The following is an 18041-nucleotide window of genomic DNA, read 5'->3' on the forward strand; positions in this document are numbered from 1 at the left end:
GCGGTCTTCGCCGTGCACCCGGCGGGCGGTCTGGCGTGGTTCTACGGCGGCATCATCGAACATCTGCATCCGGATCGGCCGGTGTACGGGTTGCAGGATCCGCATGTCGTATCCAGCGAACCAGGTGCGGAGTCCGTCGACGAACTGGCCGCACGCTATGTGGCCGAGATTCGCCGAGTGCAGCCCACGGGTCCGTATCACCTGCTCGGCTGGTCGTTGGGCGGACAGATCGCGCACGCTATGGCGGTCCAGCTGCAGCGCGACGGTGACCGGGTCGGCATCGTGGCCCTGCTGGACAGTGCGGCAGGTGCACCATCGCAACCCGCCGCATCCAGCGCGGGCCAGCCCGCACCCGGACAGCTGATGGCCGATCTGCTCGGCGGCTGGCGGGAGCTGTTCGACCTCGGCGACGAGCTGCAGGCGACCACCAACGAGCAAGCGTGGCACGTCATCCGGGAGCAGGTGATCGCAACCGGACTGTTCACCGCCGAACAGACCGATCGGGTGATGGAAAGCTTCCGAACCGCGAGCGATATCTCCGCCGGTTATCGGCCGCATGTCTTCGACGGCGACCTGGTCTTCTTCACCGCCGGAAAGGACGCCGCAGATCACGACGCTCTCGCGCACACGTGGCGGCCCTATGTCAGCGGCGACATTCACAACGTCGTTGTCGACGCCCGCCACCTCGAGTTGAGCCATCCACATGCGCTGGCCATCGTCGGCCCTGTCCTGGAAAGGTTCATGGAACAATGCTGACCACTTTGCAGCAACTGCGTCTCGACGACGGCAGAACGGTGACCTGCACGAGCCCGGCGGAGGCCCGGATGCTGTGGGGCGAGACGACCGCGACGCAGGGGTTCTACCGGCGTGCCGCCGCGCGCCTTCGCCCGGGAGACGTGGCCCTCGACATCGGCGCCAATATCGGACTCACCGCAATGATGTTCGCCGACACCTGCCCCGGAATCCAGGTCATCGCGGTCGAGCCCGTGCCGATGACCTTTCGTTGCCTGGACCGCAATATTGCAGCGCATGTTCCGGGCGGGATATCCCTGCAGATCGCGGTCGGCGCCACGCCGGGCACGCGCCCGTTCACCTGGTATCCGCGCGCATCGGCGAACTCCGGTTTCTTCGCCGATCGCGAGGCAGATGACGAAGCCACCAAGATCTATCTGCACAACAGCGGCCTGGACGACAAGGCGATCGCGCTCATCACCACCGGCCTGCACGACGGCGTACCGCTGGAGGTCGGGGTCACCACGGTTTCGGCGATACTGGACGAACACTGCCGTGACAGCGAGATCGGGTTGCTCAAAGTCGATGTCGAGCGCGCCGAATTGGATGTCCTGCATGGCATCACCGAAGCGCACTGGCGTCGTATCCACGCTGTCGTCGCCGAAGTCCATGATCGCGACGGTCGCCTGCGAGAAGTCTGCGAGTTGCTCGGTCGGCAGGGCATGTCCGCTCAGACTCACCAGGACCCGCGTTTGATCGGCACCGAAATGCACGAGGTATTCGCCACCAGGCCCCGCGCCGACTGACCAGCGGTGGCCGGACTGCATATTCGACTGTCGACTTACCTGTGCACAGCGGTTCGTGGTCGGGACAGCTACCTCGTAACCGGTGGCCTCGGTCTGGTCAGGTGCCGTGGGGCGGGGTGGCCGCGCGGTCGAGGGATGTCGGGAACGCGACGAGCAGATCGGTGATCGCTTCGGGTTGTTCGAGTGTGCTGGTGTGGCCGCAGTTGGGGACGATCTCGAGAATGGAGTCGTCGATGTGCGGCGATCCGATGGGATCTATCCGGTGGTGTGTCGACATCGTCTGCGCCCGAGCCCAGAGGGACGACGAGCGGGAGCGTGAAGTACTCCTCGTCGGAGTCCATGCGGCCGAGCCGGCGAATCAAGGAGTACATGAGAGATGTTGCCGCAATGTGGAATTGTCCTGGCGGCCGCTCCCGTGGTCTTCTCGGCAACCACGGCTGACGGGGCGACTCGGGGGCGGGGCCGGCTTGTCGCGGCGGCGGCCTGCATCTGCGCACAACGATGGCCGACATCAGGCGGCCGGTCTTAATCGAGTTGTTGTTCAACTAACCGAACCGTCTCCAGGTGATGTTCAGGCGCGCGAGTTCGGCTGACTCCCTGGTGGACAGCGCGGAGCGGCCGCTGGCTTTGGCCAATGCGGTCCGGCGGTCCCAACCCAGGTGGGTAGTGGCTGGCTCGATCTGCAGGAAATCGCCCACGACGGTAGCGGCTTCTGATGTAGTCCATGCAGATACGCCGAGTGCGATGGCGATGTCGAGGCCGTGCAGAACCAGTTCGACCACACGGGTGATCATGAACTCGCTCAATAGGATGCCGTCGCCCCATCGGGTGGTGATCAGGCGATCGGCGGGTTGCCCCGATATCGCTGTGTCGGTCTGCCGCCAAGTGTCGTCGAATGCCGCGGTGATCGCGGTCGCATTCCGATACATGGCGGCGTCGCTTTGGGCCATGCGCACCCGCTCGGCATTGGCAGCGTCGTCGAAGATCGCCGGCCGGTAGTAGTCGGCGGCAACGATATTCGCTCGAGGTGGCGCGGGCGCGGTGAGTCCCGCGAGGACACGGGCGACAGCGGAGGTGATGTGCACCACTAATTCGGCGATGTTCCATGGCGGGCACGGAGTCGTCAGGGCGAATTGCGCCTCGGTCAGTTCCCCGAGCACCTCGGACAATCGCGAACTCTCCGCGCGGAAAGCCTGCAGCACAATATCTTCACCGGTTGCTTCGGACATGGCGGTGCGAGGGCGTTCAGCGTTCATGATCGACATTGCTCCTGGTCATTGCACAACTATCGACTGGCAAGTTCACACTGCTCATCTTCGCCCGCGAGTCGCTCATCGTCTCGCGGGTCAGCCCGATCGCGCGTGCCCGTACGAGGGCTCGCCCGCCCGGTACGGCTGGGCAATCGGCAGTCTCGACCAGCACGGGTGATGGCCCGCAGCCGCCCCCTCTGCTCAAACCATGTTCAAAGCCCTGCAATGAATCAGCTTGTGCCCGTGGCGCATCGGTGCTCTCGTCGCCGTGACTCTCATGCTGCTTCACATCGAGCACGATCGGACCGCATGACCATGACACGCCTCTACCCGGAAAGCTCGCTCGCCCGATCCGCAATTGCCGACTGCTGGGGATCTACTGGAAGCGGTTCAGTGACGGTGCTGCGACCCGTATTCGCTGTCCGCGACGCCGTCGTGGGGAGTCGGCACCCGATCGTCGCTCGCGGCAGGAAAACTGGTGCGGCACTGGTTCGCTGGCGGAACCGCCATCGACGTGGTCGAGCTGGCTGTGATCGCGGCGGCCGATCGCAAGTAACTCCGGCGACTCGCAAGTAACTCCGGCGACCCAGGGTGAGCAAGGCGTGGTCGGCGACCCGCTGCCGGAGGATTCCTCGACGGCGTACTTCTCGCCGCCATGCTCGACGACGCTTGACCTGGGGCGCGGTCAACCACCATTGCGCCGCGTTCTCGCGGTCGCAAAACGCGTGAACCCACGCCTGGGGAAGGGCTGGGCAACACCATGCGGGCGTTGACCAAAGTCCTTGCTGGACCGGGCAATACACACCGGTCATCAAATGGACGGAAGTACGGCATCGCCACTAGTTGACCGGTGACCAGCCGATCTGAGACATGGCCGGTACAGGACCGCTCGGGTTCGTGATGCTCCTCGACCGTTCAGGTCGATTCGACGATATGGCTCAGAGCAGAGCGTATTCGGACTTCAGACTTGCTCGCGCTCGGTCGATTCTTTCGCACCACTGGTCGTGCAGTGTTCTCCAGTCTTCGGCGGCGGTGCGGATCCACTTCATTTCCAGCTCTGCCGCAGCCAAAGCGGGTTTCTCTCTTTCGAATTCGTTATCCGCGTGTGCCGCGCGGTCGACCAGTTCGCTCCAGCGATTGAAATCTTGATGTAGTGCTTCTTCGACCTTCTTGCGCATTGCAGCTCCTTCGTGGCTGTACTGATCTTGTGAATTGGTTTCTCGGACAGGGGGATCGGGTTCCGGCAACGTGGTCGGGTAGCGCGGACCCGGGAAGCAAGAGCCGCTGAGGCTCGCCGATGCAGCAGTTCTGGTGTTGTGGAAACGCTTACCTGTTCGGCAACGCACGAAATCGCGGCTACCGTCTCGTTATTGCTGTCCGCCGCAGTGTCATGGCGGTCGATCTTCAATATGATGACGAGAGGGTGAGCCTGCAGATCGCGAGCCGGTTGTGGACTTCTGCTCGCCGACCTCATGGGCAACTCGCGGGACGTGTGATCGTTTCGACCTAGCGCCTACAGGGCTGCCGACCTTCCCGGTCGTCTTTTGATATCAGCTTGGTCACAGTTTACGCACAGTCGGTTAACTATGTATAGGGGAATGTGGGAACCGCTGCAGAAAACCGCAGGTGCGCCACTGCTCTGTCGCGCATCCAACTAGTTTGCTAGATCGAAATGGGTGCTGACGTAAGCAACGTGATCTGCACTCATGCCGTGGCCGTGGGCGGGATTCAGCGGCGGACGGTGCGGACTCGGCCCAATGCGTCCCAGGTCCGCATGGGACCGATCCCTGCCCCACGTTTTCGTGCCAGATCACGGGAGTGTCAACAGAAGTCGGCACGGATCAGGGACGACTGAGCTCGCGGCGGCCGGGCCGGCCGAAGAAGCCGACCGCTGCCGAACCGATCTGCCCAGAGCGCCCCAGGCCTCGTCCTGGTTGCAATTTCACGGCATACTGAAATATATTTCAGTAGATGCTGAAACAGCATCACCAGGCAATCACGCACGCTCATGAAACGGGCAAAAAGGGGGACAGTGGGACATGGCGGCACGAGCAGGAAGAGGGCCGCGTGGGGAACGTGGCGCGCAGGCGGACCGCATCCTGACGGCGGCTCGCAAATCCTTCGCCGAGCGGGGCTACAACGGGACCTCACTGCGGTCGGTGGCACAGGCCGCCGATGTGGATCCCACCCTGGTGAACTACTACTTCTCCAACAAGACGGGACTGCTCGAGGCGGCGCTGGAGCCGCCGGATGCCTTCGGTAAGGGCATTGCCGAGGCCGCCCAGGTGCCGCTGGAGGAGCGGGGGCGAGCCTTCGTGGAGGCGGCGCTGCGCATGTGGGACGACCCGGCCACCTCGGAGGTCCTGCGCTCGATCATCCTCGCGGCAAGTCACGCGCCCTTCGCCATGGAGCGCCTCCGCTCCGTCTTCTCCGCTCTTGTCCTGCAGGTCGTGTCGGCGAGTCTTCCCCACGACGAGGCCGAGTTGCGTGCAGATCTGGTCTCCACGCAGATCGTGGGCCTGGCGATGACACGTTACGTCTGGGCGATCGACCGCATCGCCGACATCCCCTCAGAGCAGGTCATCCGCCTGATCGCGCCAACTGTGCAGCACTACCTCACGGGCGCCCTGGGCGAGGACATCCCGGGGAACGCCTGACCGGAAGCGAGTGTCCGGGCCCGGACATCGCCCGCCAGCCCTTCGCCTTGTAGTGCGGCGCCCGGTGGCGTCACCGACGGTTCGCGCATTCTGTCCGCCTGATCCGGGCCAGGGGCGAGGGTGAGGTGGGCGCGGCCCGTGCTCTTGGTCTACGCCCTGGTCCGCCGCAAGGTGCGGTCCTGCTCCCGCGTGGCCAGCACGTCTGGTTCGGGTTGTAGACCTACCGCGCCACCGCGGCGAGCGCGTGCCCGATGGAGGGGCGTGTCCAAGGCTTCCTGTGCCCGCCCTGAACGTGTGCCGCTGTGGCGGCGAGCTCCCGTGAACGTCTGGTAAGCAGCGACCGCTCGGGGCTGCACCCGACCAGACCCACCATATTTTCACGGACTGTGGAAATTTTCCTTGCCCGCAGTGAGCCGGCACGCGTACGGTGAGGACTGTTAATTTCCGTACACGTGGAAATGGAGTGCAATGGCGCGATTCAAGGCCGCAGGTGTGGAGCCCGGTCAGCGTGAGCTAAACGGACCGCAGACCACAGGTCGTCAGTACCGCAACCTGTCCCCGGCTCTGCACGGGACGATCCGCGAGGACAATGTGTCCGTTCCGGTCCGTGACGGCACCCAGCTCCTGGCCGATATTCACCGGCCCGACGCGGAAGGCAGATTCCCCGCGCTCATCGCGGCGGCACCCTATCCCCGCCAACTCCAGGACCTCGGTGCCCCTGCGGCCATCATCGAGGCCGGCGCCAGTGACTTCTGGGTGCCCCGCGGTTACGCCCATGTCATTGCCAACCTGCGCGGCACGGTGGGCTCGGGCGGCACCTACACCTTCTTCGACGAGCAGGAGCGCAAGGACCTGTTCGACCTGATCGAGTGGGTCGCCGGGCAGCCGTGGTGCGACGGGAACGTAGGCATGATCGGCATCAGCTACTACGCCATGACCCAGATGGAGGCGGCCACCCAGCGCCCGCCTCACCTCAAGGCGCTGTTTCCCTTCAACGTCACTATCGAGGCGTGGGGAGCCAGCTACCACAACGGCCTGTTGAGCGAGTCTTTCATTACCCCTTGGTTCCGTTCGCTGGGGTTCCTGTCCGCCCACGGCGACCGTCTCTACCGCAAGGGCCTGTCCCGTCTGCTGCGCAAAGTTCTCGCCATTCCCGCCGTCCACCGCCGGTTCGATCACACCGACGCCGTTCAGGTGACCGCCGGCCTGCGGCTGGTCAGCCGCTTCCGACACGATGCCCACCCATGGGAGACCCTGCTGAACGCAGTAGCCACCGAGCACCCCATCCGGGACGCGTGGTGGGACGACCGTGACCTGACCGAATTGCTCGCCCGTGTAGATATTCCCGTCTACCTCGGCGGCGAGTGGTCCAACATTGCTCTCCATCTGCCCAGCCTCTTCAAAGCCTGGCAGGCCCTCGCCCACAACCCACACGTGCGCATGGCCATGCTCGGGGAGCACAGCTTGCCCTGGCCATGGGAGAGCATGCACATCGAGGCGCTCGCCTGGTTCGACCACTGGCTCAAGGGGCAGGACACCGGCATTCTCGAAGGCCCTGCCGTCCGCTACTGGCTGCCCGAGGCCGAACAGTGGCGCACCGCCGACTCCTGGCCTCCGCCGGCCACACACATGGCCCTGTCCCTCAACGCGGACGGCTCCCTCACGGCCGACGAGCGGCCGGGGGAGCGCAGCTACGCCACGGACGGCGCGAATGCCATGCCCGCACAGCTGAGTTGGACCAGCGACCCCCTTCCCGATGACCTCGACATGGTCGGTCACTCCGAGCTACGGCTCACCGCAACCAGTAATGCGGCCGACACGGGATGGATCCTGCTCCTGCAAGACATCGGAGCGGACGGCGAGTCCACCGACGTCACCCAGGGCTGGCTGCGCGCCAGCATGCGCCACGTCGACGAGGACGCGAGTGCGACGGGCAGGCCCGTCCTTCCGATGAAGACGCGGGATCCCATCCCGGTGGGGGAGCCGGTCGACTACCGCATCCCGCTGGTGGCCAATGCCCGCCGGTTCCGCCGCGGGCACCGCATCCGGCTGATCCTCACCAGTGACGACACCCGCGAGGACTTCCGCCCCATGATGCTGTTCAGTCACGCCCCCGTCGGCATCGCGGGCGTCAACACGGTGCACTCCAGCTCACGCCTGCTCCTTCCGATCCTGGACGGCGAATGAGAACGGAATGCCCTCCAGGCGCGCCGACCCGGCGGTCCGCTCCGTCTCGATCACCCTCTCGGTGAGGCCCGGCCCGGAACCGGCGTGGCCTCACATACCCCTGTTCACGCCGCGGCGAACCCGCCCAGGCAAGACCATCCCAACCTCTAATTGGAGTGCCCTGATGACCACTACATCCACCCGTCGAACCAGCCCGAGCCTTCTCCGCTACGCATCCGCGATCGGTGGCGCCGTCCTGGGCACAGCCCTGCTGTGGGCCGCAGCCCGCGGCCTCGACGTCGAACTTCGCGTCGATGCTCGCAACGGACGGCCGCCCCAGGTCGTCGGCCTGCCCCTCGTCGCCGGCAGCACGCTCGTCGTCTCCCTGCTCGCCTCAGCGACGCGGAAGTGGCTGGACCGGTATGCCGACCGGGCCCCGACCGTCTGGATCCGACTGACCGTCACCGTGTTGCTGGTATCGCTCGCGCCCATGGCCTACGTCCAGGCATCCGGCACCGCCAAAGCCACGCTCGCCCTGATGCACGTGGCGGTCGCCGCCGTACTCATTCCGCTCCTGGCCCGCGGTAGCGGTGGTCGGCCCGGAACGAAGTAGCACGAAGAAACAACCAACCGATCCGTTCGAAAGTGCGGAGCCTGATCCGGCCGACGGCCCGGCACGTCGAAGGAGCCATGCACATGCCCAGTGCTCATGCCAACTTCGCCGCGATCGCGGTGGACTTTGCGGCGCTCCACCTCGACCGCCCGGCCGTCCGGCTCGACGGTGCCACCCTGCGGTACGCCGAAGTCGACGAGGCGAGTGCCCGAGCCGCATCCCTCCGACTCCCGAGCCGCCCGCCGCGACCTGGGGCAGTTCCATCGCCAGGTGATCACCGGACAGATTCCATCGGCCAGCGGCCGGATATCAGTATGCGACAGGCGAAATGCCCGCTTCTCGATCAGAGCATTACCGAGAGGTCCGCACCTGACCGCGCCGTACGACCAAGGTAATGCAATGAAATGCCATGTCACAGTCCAATTCCCGGGTTGGCCGCCGTTGCACTTCCACGCCGACTCCGTGGCAGCGCACACTTTTGCGAAGGCAGTGTATGAAATGGGACTGGCAACAATTCAAATCGATCAGGATATGCGCAAAGCATTGCAGCCCATGCCTTGTCAGCGGCTCTGGCGATGAACAAACATGACCGGTGCCGCCCGCTGCGGCATCTGAGGGGCTCGGTCGGAGACGAATCTTTTGCCGGGCCCACCAGTTCGAGATCCAGTCGAACTCGACTCGGACTCGAACACACCACGTGCTGATCGCCAATCGTGCCCTGGATGGATGGGGCAATGGTTCGGCAAGCGATCGTCACCGATTCCGAGAACTACAACACCCGCCGCGAGACGTGCTCGTCTGCGCCGCACGCATTGTCGATCGCTGATTCGGTCGGCGCTCGAATCAGAAGTTCCAGCATCCGATTCGTGCGATGCGGCGAATTGTCGGAATGCACGGATCGCGAAGAGTTCGGCTCACCGGAACTCATCCGTCGCCACGCTGCACATAGATGGGTCACGGTATGTCCATGTCCTTCGTAAATAACAGCCCGGGATCCGGGCCCGACGTTGTCGAGGCGGCCGCGGCCCGCCTCATCCGGGCAGCAGCGACCCGGCAACCCTGTGCGCCGGTCCGTGATCTGATCGGCAGCACCGATGTCGGCGCCGCCTATGCCGTCCAGGAGCGCCTGACCGCCGCCCGGCTCGACGTCGGCGCCACCATCGTCGGTCGGAAGATCGGTTTGACCTCACCGGCAGTCCAGGCCCAGCTCGGCGTCGACCGGCCGGACTTCGGTGTCCTCTTCGCCGACATGCAATGTTCGGAGGAGCAGGTCGTGGCGATGGACCGGCTGCTCCAGCCGAAGGTCGAGGCGGAGGTCGCCTTCGTCCTGGACAGGGACTTGGACGACGGACCGCTCGATATCGATTCGATATGTCGTGCGGTCGCGTACGCCGCGCCCGCCCTGGAGATCGTCGACAGCCGTATAGCCGGGTGGGACATCACTTACGGGGACACTGTCGCCGACAACGCGTCGAGCGGCCTGTTCGTGATCGGCAGTGCACGCCGCGACCTGAGCGAGTTCCAACCGGTCGATGTCACCATGAGCATGCGGATCAACGGTCGTGAAGTGTCCACCGGCACCGGTTCCGCCTGCCTCGGCGATCCACTCGAAGCCCTGCGGTGGCTCGCCGAAACCGCCCGAGAATTCGGCGATCCGCTACGGGCCGGCCAGATCATCCTCTCGGGCGCACTGGGCCCGATGGCACCGGTCGTCGCCGGTGATCACGTCATCGCCGAGATCAGCGGCTTGGGCATGGTCCAGGCGCGCTTCGCAGGTGGCGCAACCCCGAGCCAGACCACTGACATCTACGCAGGAGAGGCAGCATGAACCACGTCGGCAAGACCAAGGTCGCCGTCATCGGGTCCGGGAATATCGGCACCGACCTGATGATCAAGGTGCTTCGGCTCTCCAAGCACCTGGAGATGGGCGCCATGGTCGGCATCGACCCGGACTCCGACGGCCTGGCCCGCGCCGGCCGCTTCGGCGTGCCCATCACGGCCGACGGTGTCGACGGCCTGATCGACATGGCCGGATTCGACGACATCGAGATCGTCTTCGACGCGACATCGGCCAAGGCGCACGAGGCCAACGCGGCCAAACTGGCGCCGTACGGCAAGCGACTGATCGACCTCACCCCGGCGGCAATCGGACCCTTCGTGGTTCCGGCGGTCAACATCGAGGAGCACATCGACGCCGCGAACGTGAACATGGTCACCTGCGGTGGTCAGGCGACGATCCCGATCGTGGCGGCCGTCGCGCGGGTTGTGCCGGTCGCGTACGCGGAGATCGTGGCGTCCATCGCATCGAAGTCGGCAGGCCCGGGCACACGCGCCAACATCGACGAGTTCACCGAGACCACTTCGCATGCCATCACCAGCGTCGGGGGAGCGGAGCGCGGTAAAGCCGTCATCATCCTCAACCCCGCCGAGCCCCCGTTGATCATGCGCGACACCGTCTTGTGCCTCGTGCAAGCCCCCGACCCGGCGGTCCATGCCGAGATCACCGCATCGGTGCAGAAGATGGTCGGCGACGTGGCCGCCTATGTGCCCGGGTACCGGCTCAAGCAGGCGGTCCAGATCAGCCCGATCCTGGACGGCCAACCGGTGCACACGTTGCTGCGCGAGGGCACCGACATCGTGCCCACCCATCAGGTTTCGGTGTTTCTCGAAGTCGAGGGCGCTGCCCATTACCTGCCGGCCTATGCCGGAAATCTCGACATCATGACCTCTGCCGCCGTGCAGGTGGCCGAGCGCATTGCCCAGCGGAAGGAAGAAGCCCGATGACAGCCAACCTGTTCATCCAGGACGTGACGCTGCGTGACGGCATGCATGCCGTCCGGCATCGCATCACGCCGGAGAATGTCGCCGCAATCGTGGCCGCGCTCGATGCCGCCGGTGTCGATGGCATCGAGGTCGCGCACGGTGACGGCCTGGCCGGGGGCTCCCTGAACTACGGCCCCGGGTCCAACACCGACTGGGAGTGGATCGAAGCCGCCGCGGCCACCATCGAGCACGCTCGCTTGACCACGTTGCTATTGCCGGGAATCGGCACCATCGCTGACCTGAAGCAGGCGTACTCCCTCGGCGTCCGCTCCGTCCGGGTGGCCACACACTGCACCGAGGCCGACGTCTCCGCGCAGCACATCGCCACCGCCCGCGAACTCGGCATGGACGTGTCCGGCTTCCTGATGATGAGCCACATGGCCCCGGCCGCCGAGCTGGCGAAGCAGGCGGCGCTCATGGAGTCCTATGGCGCACACTGCGTCTATGTCACCGACTCTGGGGGACGGCTGACGATGGACGGGGTCCGCGAGCGCGTTCGCGCCTATCGCGACGCACTCGACCCGACTACGGAGATCGGCATTCACGCGCACGAGAACCTGTCGCTGTCGGTTGCCAACTCCGTGGTGGCGGTCGAGGAGGGAGTGACCCGGGTCGATGCTTCGCTGGCCGGCCACGGCGCGGGCGCTGGAAACTGTCCCATCGAGCCTTTCGTCGCCGTCGCCGACTTGTACGGCTGGAAGCACGGATGTGATCTCTTCGCGCTTCAGGACGCTGCCGACCACCTCGTTCGTCCATTGCAGGACCGGCCGGTCCGCGTGGACCGCGAGACCCTCACTCTCGGCTATGCGGGCGTCTATTCGAGTTTCCTGCGCCATGCGGAAGCCGCCTCCGAGCGATACGGCATCGACGTGCGCGACATCCTGCTGGAGGTTGGGAGGCGCGGGCTCGTCGGCGGACAGGAAGACATGATCATCGACATCGCCCTGGACCTGACGGCCGCCCGCACCTCATAGGGAAGGCTGAATTCCCTACTCGCTCACTGCCATTCGTAGGTACCGCGACCGAATGACAGGCGCATCGAGACGCTGCCCTCGTTGAGGCGCCACTGATGAAGAACAAAGGTTCGCAGACCTGCCGTGACGAAGGGGTCCGCTGACGCGATGGCAGTTGCCTCGGCCTCGTCGGAGGCGCGTAGGACCGTGACGCCCGATCCCATGCGAGCGCCAGGGCCGCTGAGGAGGGGGCCCGACACGAAGACGAGGTGGCGTTCCTCGAGGTCCAGCAGGTAGGCGATATGGGCCGGGAGGAGGGCGGCGATGTCCTCGGCGGTCGTTCCGTCTGCCGGAGTCGAGGTCACCATCCAGTAGTCCCGGCCCAGGAGCCGTGACAGGAGCTGTGAGAGTTCCGGAGTGTAGTGATCGGTAGCGGGGGGCAATGAATCCATCCCAAAACTGTATGCAATTTGAGCCTGAGTATCCAGAAATCTTGACAGCAAAAGTGCATACACATTACGGTCGGTATTAGCGAACAGGAGTGAGGCCACGTGCGGACTCCTCAGCCGAGCCGTTCGAGGCGCAGCTCATCGACCACCACATGACCCGGCCACCACCCATCGAAAGAAGGTTCACCATGCCGATCGCTGAACTCGGTCATTTCGGAGTTTTCTGCAATGACCTGGAGACCAGCACAGCGTTCTACCGCGATGTCCTCGGATTGACCGTCACGGATGAGGATCTGAATCTGGGCATGCGGTTCTTCAGTGCCCGACCGAACTTCGAGCACCACGAGTTCCAGCTCGTCGAAGGCCGGACCGTGGCGCGCGCCGACGAGGACACCAAGCTCATTCAGCAGGTCTCGTTCCGGGTCAATCATCTGACCGAGCTGCTCGAGATGCACCGCAGATTCATCGAGCACGATGTCGACTTCGACATGATCGTGACGCACGGCAACGCCTTCGGCATCTACTTCTTCGATCCCGAGGGCAACCGGTGCGAGGTGTACTGGCAGACCGGGCTGCCCGCCCGCCAGCCATTCCTGGCGGCGATCGACCTCACCGAACCGATCGAGAAGCTGCTGGCCGACAACGCGGCGCTGGTCGCTCGGTACGGAGAGACCGGCTATCTGCAGCCGGGGCTGGTGAAGAACCTCATCCCGGACGCGATCGACTCCTGACAGCGCGCCTTCGGCAAGGTTCCACAGGAGAGGAAACCCATGATCACGCTGACCGACATCGCCTACGTGCGGTCAGGAGTCGCCGATCTCAGGACTGCCGTCGACTTCGCGACTCGCATCGTCGGTCTCGAGCTCGCCGCCGAGACCGAACCGGGCGTCGCACACCTTCGCGCCGACTCCCGCCACCACTGTCTCGCCCTGGTCGAGGGGGTGTCGGGGGTCCTGGCCTCCGGGTTCACCGTCGCCGACTCGGATGCGCTGGAGGCGGCCGAGAGTGATCTCGAGCGGGCTGGCTTCGCGGTGCGGCGGGGGGCGAAGCAAGAGGCTCGTTCGCGGCGCGTGGCCGAGTTCATCGGCTTCGACGACCCCTTCGGCAATCGCATCGAGCTGGTCAGCCAGCAGGAGACGATCCCCCGCCCGGTCGCTTTCACTCGGCCGGCCGGCATCACGGAGTTCGGGCACCTCTGTCTCGACGCCCCGGATGTGCACGAGGCCTACAGGTTCTGGAACGGGCACTTCAACGCCCGCGTATCGGATTGGATCGGCGACGCCGCGTGCCTGATGCGGATCGATCCCGTGCACCACAAGCTCGCCGTATTCCAGGGGGAGAGCGCTGGTCTGTGCCACATGAACTTTCAGGTCGAGTCCATCGACGACGTGTTCCGTTCCTGGCACTTCCTGCAAGAGCACGACGTCCAGATCGAAATGGGACCTGGTCGCCACCCACAGTCGACAGCGGTGTTCCTCTACTTTCTCGGCCCCGAGGGTTTCACCTACGAGTACTCGTTCGGGGTGCGTCGCATCGAGGATGAGGCGGCCTGGCGACCGCGCACATTCGATCCGGACGAACCCGGATCGATCGATATGTGGCTGGGCCCGGTCAAGCGGGTCTCGACACAGCGTCCGGCCCCGGTGGCCGAAACTCATTCCACCCCAACGAGGAGCTAGCAAGTGACCGTCACCAGCGATCAGCTGACCGCATCGATCCGCGAGGTCGATGGGGTGCGCACCGCCGTCATCGACACCGGGGAACCCAGCGGCTCGAGCACGCAGCCGCCGCTGCTGCTCCTGCACGGATCCGGTCCCGGTGTCAGCGCCGCGGCAAACTGGCGTCCCGTACTGCCGTCGCTGTCGGCGACCCGGCGCGTCATCGCCCCCGACCAGTTGGGCTTCGGGGGCACAGCCACCGGTGAGCCGCGCACGTGGGGCCGGGAAGCGTGGACCCGGCACGCGCTCGCGCTCATGGACGAACTCGGTATCGAGACCTACGACATCATCGGCAACTCGATGGGCGGGGCAATCGCCCTTTCGCTGGCGGCCGAGCGCCCCGAGGCCGTTCGTCGCCTCGTCCTCATGGGCTCGATGGGTGTCGCGATGGCGCTGCCCCAGGGGCTCGATACGGTCTGGAGCTACCGGCCGGGGATGGAGAACATGCGCGAAATCATAGGGCTGTTCGCCTACGATCGCGGACTGATCACCGATCAGCTGGTGCAGATGCGCTACGGGGCCAGTGCCGAGCCGGCCATTGCCGAATCCTGGGCGGCGATGTTCCCCGAACCGCGCCAACGGTGGGTCGATGACCTGGCACTCTCGGGGGCCGAGCTGGCGCAGGTGGGGCAGCCGACCCTGATGATCCACGGGCGTGACGACCGGGTGGTGCCGTGGAAGGAATCCTCGGGAGCGTTGTTGGAACTGCTGCCCGACGTCCGGCTGCACGTGCTGGGCAACTGCGGCCACTGGACCATGATCGAGAAGACCGCCGAGTTCCTCGGCGTCGTGGAACCGTTCCTGTCCGAGGCCTGACCTGGCTGAGCCCCCGCGCTCGATACGCCGGACAACATCATGGCGGCGCCGGTCCCGCAGTCCCGGATCGAGCCGGATCCGACGTTGGGCATGAAATTTCGGGTGCAGGCCGATGCTCGGCAGTCGGGTGCTCAGCCTGTTCGGCCGCGATACCACGCGTGCTCTCCGTCATCTCGGCTTCACCGACAACGTGGCCTGGGCCGACCCCGAGCGTGCGCTGTCATGTGCCGTGCGCACCAGCGGCGAGCCGATTCTGTATCCCGAGGGGATCCGCTGGATGTTGCGCTACGGGCTCACGCCGCAGACCCCGAAGGTGGCCGATACCGACTTGGCTTTCTGAGCGGGAAGTCATTGGAGAAAAGAGGAGTTCCGATGTTGAGCACCATGCAGGACGAGCCGTTGTCGTTGGCGACGTTGCTGCGCTACGCATCGACGTTCTTGGGCGATTCGACCGTATCGACCTGGACCGGTACCGGCGTACGCACGATGACCTACCGTGAGCTGGGCGCGGAATCGGCGCGTCTAGCAAATGCGTTGCGCGGCTTGGGAATTGGTGTCGGCGATCGGATCGGTACGTTCATGTGGAACAACAACGAGCATATGGTCGCCTATATCGCGGTGCCCGCGATGGGGGCGGTGCTGCACGCGCTCAATATCAGGCTGTTCCCCGAGCAGTTGGCCTTCGTGGCCAACCACGCCGAGGATCAGGTGGTGATCGTCGACGGTTCGCTGGTGCCGATGTTCGCCGGGATCCTGCCCGATCTGAAGACCGTGCGCCATGTCATCGTGGCCAATGGTGATGCGGCGGCGCTGACCGCGCCGCAGGGTGTGCAGGTGCATTCCTATACCGAGTTGCTGGCCGCGCAGCCCGATAGCTACGACTTCCCGGTGATCGACGAAACCTCCGCCGCGGCGATGTGCTACACCTCCGGCACCACTGGTGATCCGAAGGGTGTGGTGTATTCGCATCGCTCCAATTGGTTGCATGCCATGCAGGTCAGCGCGAACAACGGGATGGGGCTGTTCGAAACCGACACGATCTTGGCGATCGTGCCGTTGTTCCATGCGAATGCTTGGGGTTTGCCGTACGCGGCGTTGATGTCGGGTGCGAATCTGTTGATGCCGGACCGGTTCCTGCAGCCGGGTCCGCTGTTGGAGTGCATGGCCGCGCAGAAGCCGTCCTTCGCGGCGGCGGTGCCGACGATCTGGGGTGGGGTGTTGGCGGGGCTGGCGGCGAATCCGCAGGACATCACGCATTTGCGTGCGGTTGTGGTGGGTGGTTCGGCTGTTCCGCCGTCGATGATGCGTACCTTCGAGGACAGCCACGGTGTGCGGGTGCTGCATGCGTGGGGGATGACCGAGACCTCGCCGTTGGGTAGTGTCGCGCATCCGCCCGCGACCGCGGTCACCGCGGAAGACAAGTGGGCCTATCGGGTGACGCAGGGGCGTTTCCCCGCCGGTGTGCGGGCGCGTCTGGTCGGCGACGACGGCAGTGTGGTGGCCAACGATGGTGTGTCGCTGGGTGAGCTGGAAGTGCGCGGGCCGTGGATCACCGGCTCCTACTACTCCCCGGATGGCGCGCCGGTGGATCCGGAGAAGTTCGACGACGGCTGGCTGCGCACCGGCGACGTCGGCAAGATCAGCCCCGATGGTTATCTCACGCTGGTCGATCGTTCCAAGGATGTCATCAAGTCCGGTGGCGAGTGGATCTCCTCGGTGGATCTGGAGAACGCGGTGATAGGCCATCCGGCCGTCGCCGAGGCCGCGGTGATCGGTGTGCCCGACGAGAAGTGGGACGAGCGCCCGCTGGTGGCCATCGTGCTCGCCGACGGTGCCGAGGCGAAGCCGGAGGAGCTGCGTGAATTCCTGGCCGACAAGTTCGCCAAATGGCAACTGCCGGAACGGTGGACCTTCATCGCCGAGGTACCCAAGACCAGCGTCGGCAAGTTCGACAAGAAGCGCCTGCGCGCGCAGTACGCCGACGGCGACATGGAAGTCACCACGCTCGGCTGAGCGCTTCCCTCGGTGACCGGCCCCGCATCACCGTCGGTGACGCGGGGTTGGTCCGCAAATGCCCATGCAGCCAGCGAAATGGCCTGCGGTGCAAGTGGTGGTCCGGATGATCGGAGAGGCGGTGCGGTCCGCCCCGAGCTGTCGCTGCCACAGCGTCAGCCTGGCTTCGATCTCATCGCGAAGATCGTTGCTGCTCGAGGCGGCCGCTCACCGTTGGTCCGGGACGCCGACCATCGCCAATGCCTCCGGCACCGCGGTCGGCTCGTAGTCGGGCGAGGTGTCGCTCAATACCTTGAGGGCGGTGTGGGCCAAGTGGCTGGCCATGCGAGCTTGGGCCACGGCTTTGGTGCCCTCCGCCAGCGCGGACAGAATCTGCGCGTGTTCCTGATCACCGGCCTTGTGCCAGCTGTTCGGCTCCCCACCCTGGTAGATCCGGATATACCGGACGCACCGGTCGGCCAGCTGACGCAACTGCTTCTGCATCGTGTCGCTGGCGCCGCAGGTGATCGTGCGATGGAACGCCGAGTGGATGACGAACCAGCGCTCGGTCTCGCCCGCCTCCGCGGCGACTCGCATGGCTGCCAGCTGGTCATCCGCCTGCTGTCGGGCGTCGGCGTCGAAGTCGCCCACTGTCATGGCCACGGCCAGCGACTCGAGCACGATTCGGCTCGCATAGATTTCGTCGAGCTCACGAGGGTCGAGTACGGAGACGCGGGTGCGCTGGTTCGGTTCGATCTGGACCAGGCCCTCCTCTTGCAGCATCCGCAGCACCTCGCGCAGCGGCGTACGGCTGACACCGAGCTGTTCGGCCAGCGATACTTGCGAGAGCTTCGTCCCAGGTCGCAGCGTGCCGTCGAGAATTCGCTCGCGCAGGTAGGCGTGTACGTGCGGGATCGCCTGGCGTGCCTCGGGCAGCTCGACTTTGGTGATGTGCGGGACGAGCACTTTGCGACTCATGACCATAAGCGTAAGCGATGTGTATACATATTCCTTCTCTTTCGTGTGTCCGCCAGGTAAAGTGCATACAGTATTACGGAGGTGTGGC

At 65.1% G+C, this 18041-nt stretch carries 18 protein-coding genes and 2 pseudogenes; 15 read left to right on the forward strand and 5 right to left on the reverse strand.

Going from position 1 to position 18041, the window contains the following annotated elements:
* Positions 1-15: 15 nt before the first annotated feature.
* Both ACQP2D_RS17795 and ACQP2D_RS17800 read left to right on the forward strand, forming a co-directional pair.
* Positions 16-756: pseudogene (locus tag ACQP2D_RS17795) on the forward strand (alpha/beta fold hydrolase); the annotation flags it as partial.
* Entirely contained in the window at positions 750-1538 is a 789-nt protein-coding gene (locus tag ACQP2D_RS17800; RefSeq protein ID WP_433684799.1) for an FkbM family methyltransferase, read from the forward strand. The pseudogene ACQP2D_RS17795 and the gene ACQP2D_RS17800, both read left to right, overlap by 7 nt.
* Positions 1539-1635: 97 nt before the next feature.
* On the opposite strand, the gene ACQP2D_RS17805 is transcribed toward ACQP2D_RS17800, so the two are convergent.
* Both ACQP2D_RS17805 and ACQP2D_RS17810 read right to left on the reverse strand, forming a co-directional pair.
* Positions 1636-1815, reverse strand: coding sequence for an alpha/beta fold hydrolase (locus ACQP2D_RS17805; protein WP_433684800.1), 180 nt, complete (start codon positions 1813-1815; stop codon positions 1636-1638).
* Between the two features lie 268 nt (positions 1816-2083).
* Positions 2084-2794 (reverse strand): maleylpyruvate isomerase N-terminal domain-containing protein, encoded by a 711-nt coding sequence (locus ACQP2D_RS17810; RefSeq protein WP_433684801.1) that lies wholly within the window; start codon positions 2792-2794, stop codon positions 2084-2086.
* A gap of 196 nt (positions 2795-2990) precedes the next feature.
* On the opposite strand from ACQP2D_RS17810, the pseudogene ACQP2D_RS17815 reads away from it, so the two are divergent.
* Positions 2991-3101, forward strand: a pseudogene (locus ACQP2D_RS17815) (IS5/IS1182 family transposase); the annotation flags it as partial.
* Between the two features lie 625 nt (positions 3102-3726).
* Here ACQP2D_RS17815 and ACQP2D_RS17820 read toward each other — a convergent pair.
* Positions 3727-3966 (reverse strand): hypothetical protein, encoded by a 240-nt coding sequence (locus ACQP2D_RS17820; protein WP_433684802.1) that lies wholly within the window; start codon positions 3964-3966, stop codon positions 3727-3729.
* Between the two features lie 119 nt (positions 3967-4085).
* On the opposite strand from ACQP2D_RS17820, the gene ACQP2D_RS17825 reads away from it, so the two are divergent.
* The 7 genes from ACQP2D_RS17825 (at position 4086) to dmpG (ending at position 12021) form a co-directional block, all read left to right on the forward strand.
* The gene (locus tag ACQP2D_RS17825) at positions 4086-4298 is read left to right on the forward strand and encodes a hypothetical protein (protein ID WP_433684803.1); all 213 of its coding nucleotides are present in this window, start codon (positions 4086-4088) and stop codon (positions 4296-4298) included.
* A gap of 529 nt (positions 4299-4827) precedes the next feature.
* Complete coding sequence (locus ACQP2D_RS17830; RefSeq protein ID WP_433684804.1) at positions 4828-5445, forward strand: TetR family transcriptional regulator; 618 nt, start codon at positions 4828-4830, stop codon at positions 5443-5445.
* Between the two features lie 468 nt (positions 5446-5913).
* A complete protein-coding gene (locus ACQP2D_RS17835; protein ID WP_433684805.1) occupies positions 5914-7632 on the forward strand; it encodes a CocE/NonD family hydrolase in 1719 nt (572 codons plus the stop codon).
* Positions 7633-7795: 163 nt separating this feature from the next.
* Positions 7796-8224 carry a DUF6069 family protein gene (locus ACQP2D_RS17840; protein WP_433684806.1) on the forward strand — a complete coding sequence of 143 codons (429 nt, stop codon included), beginning with the start codon at positions 7796-7798 and terminating at the stop codon, positions 8222-8224.
* Positions 8225-9191: 967 nt separating this feature from the next.
* Positions 9192-10052: a 2-keto-4-pentenoate hydratase gene (locus ACQP2D_RS17845; RefSeq protein ID WP_433684807.1), complete on the forward strand. Its 861-nt coding sequence runs from the start codon at positions 9192-9194 to the stop codon at positions 10050-10052.
* The gene (locus ACQP2D_RS17850; RefSeq protein WP_433684808.1) at positions 10049-11008 is read left to right on the forward strand and encodes an acetaldehyde dehydrogenase (acetylating); all 960 of its coding nucleotides are present in this window, start codon (positions 10049-10051) and stop codon (positions 11006-11008) included. Before ACQP2D_RS17845 ends, ACQP2D_RS17850 begins: the two co-directional genes overlap by 4 nt.
* Positions 11005-12021, forward strand: a complete 1017-nt coding sequence (dmpG, locus tag ACQP2D_RS17855; RefSeq protein WP_433684809.1) for a 4-hydroxy-2-oxovalerate aldolase — start codon at positions 11005-11007, stop codon at positions 12019-12021. Before ACQP2D_RS17850 ends, dmpG begins: the two co-directional genes overlap by 4 nt.
* 23 nt (positions 12022-12044) lie before the next feature.
* Here dmpG and ACQP2D_RS17860 read toward each other — a convergent pair whose 3' ends face one another.
* Entirely contained in the window at positions 12045-12452 is a 408-nt protein-coding gene (locus ACQP2D_RS17860) for a YciI family protein (protein ID WP_433684810.1), read from the reverse strand.
* Between the two features lie 185 nt (positions 12453-12637).
* On the opposite strand from ACQP2D_RS17860, the gene ACQP2D_RS17865 reads away from it, so the two are divergent.
* The 5 genes from ACQP2D_RS17865 to ACQP2D_RS17885 all read left to right on the forward strand — a co-directional run bounded on the left by ACQP2D_RS17865 (position 12638) and on the right by ACQP2D_RS17885 (position 16996).
* Positions 12638-13180 carry a VOC family protein gene (locus ACQP2D_RS17865; protein WP_433684811.1) on the forward strand — a complete coding sequence of 181 codons (543 nt, stop codon included), beginning with the start codon at positions 12638-12640 and terminating at the stop codon, positions 13178-13180.
* A 39-nt stretch (positions 13181-13219) separates the two neighbouring features.
* Positions 13220-14128, forward strand: coding sequence for a VOC family protein (locus ACQP2D_RS17870; protein ID WP_433684812.1), 909 nt, complete (start codon positions 13220-13222; stop codon positions 14126-14128).
* 3 nt (positions 14129-14131) lie between these two features.
* On the forward strand, positions 14132-14983 hold the full coding sequence (locus tag ACQP2D_RS17875; RefSeq protein WP_433684813.1) for an alpha/beta fold hydrolase: 852 nt from the start codon (positions 14132-14134) through the stop codon (positions 14981-14983).
* A gap of 112 nt (positions 14984-15095) precedes the next feature.
* Positions 15096-15323, forward strand: a complete 228-nt coding sequence (locus ACQP2D_RS17880) for a hypothetical protein (protein WP_433684814.1) — start codon at positions 15096-15098, stop codon at positions 15321-15323.
* A gap of 32 nt (positions 15324-15355) precedes the next feature.
* A complete protein-coding gene (locus ACQP2D_RS17885; protein ID WP_433684815.1) occupies positions 15356-16996 on the forward strand; it encodes a long-chain fatty acid--CoA ligase in 1641 nt (546 codons plus the stop codon).
* Positions 16997-17203: 207 nt separating this feature from the next.
* On the opposite strand, the gene ACQP2D_RS17890 is transcribed toward ACQP2D_RS17885, so the two are convergent.
* Positions 17204-17953, reverse strand: coding sequence for a GntR family transcriptional regulator (locus tag ACQP2D_RS17890; RefSeq protein WP_433684816.1), 750 nt, complete (start codon positions 17951-17953; stop codon positions 17204-17206).
* Positions 17954-18041 lie beyond the last annotated feature (88 nt).

Source organism: Nocardia sp. CA-119907 (assembly GCF_050955995.1).
In the GTDB taxonomy this organism is placed as follows: Bacteria; Actinomycetota; Actinomycetes; order Mycobacteriales; family Mycobacteriaceae; genus Nocardia.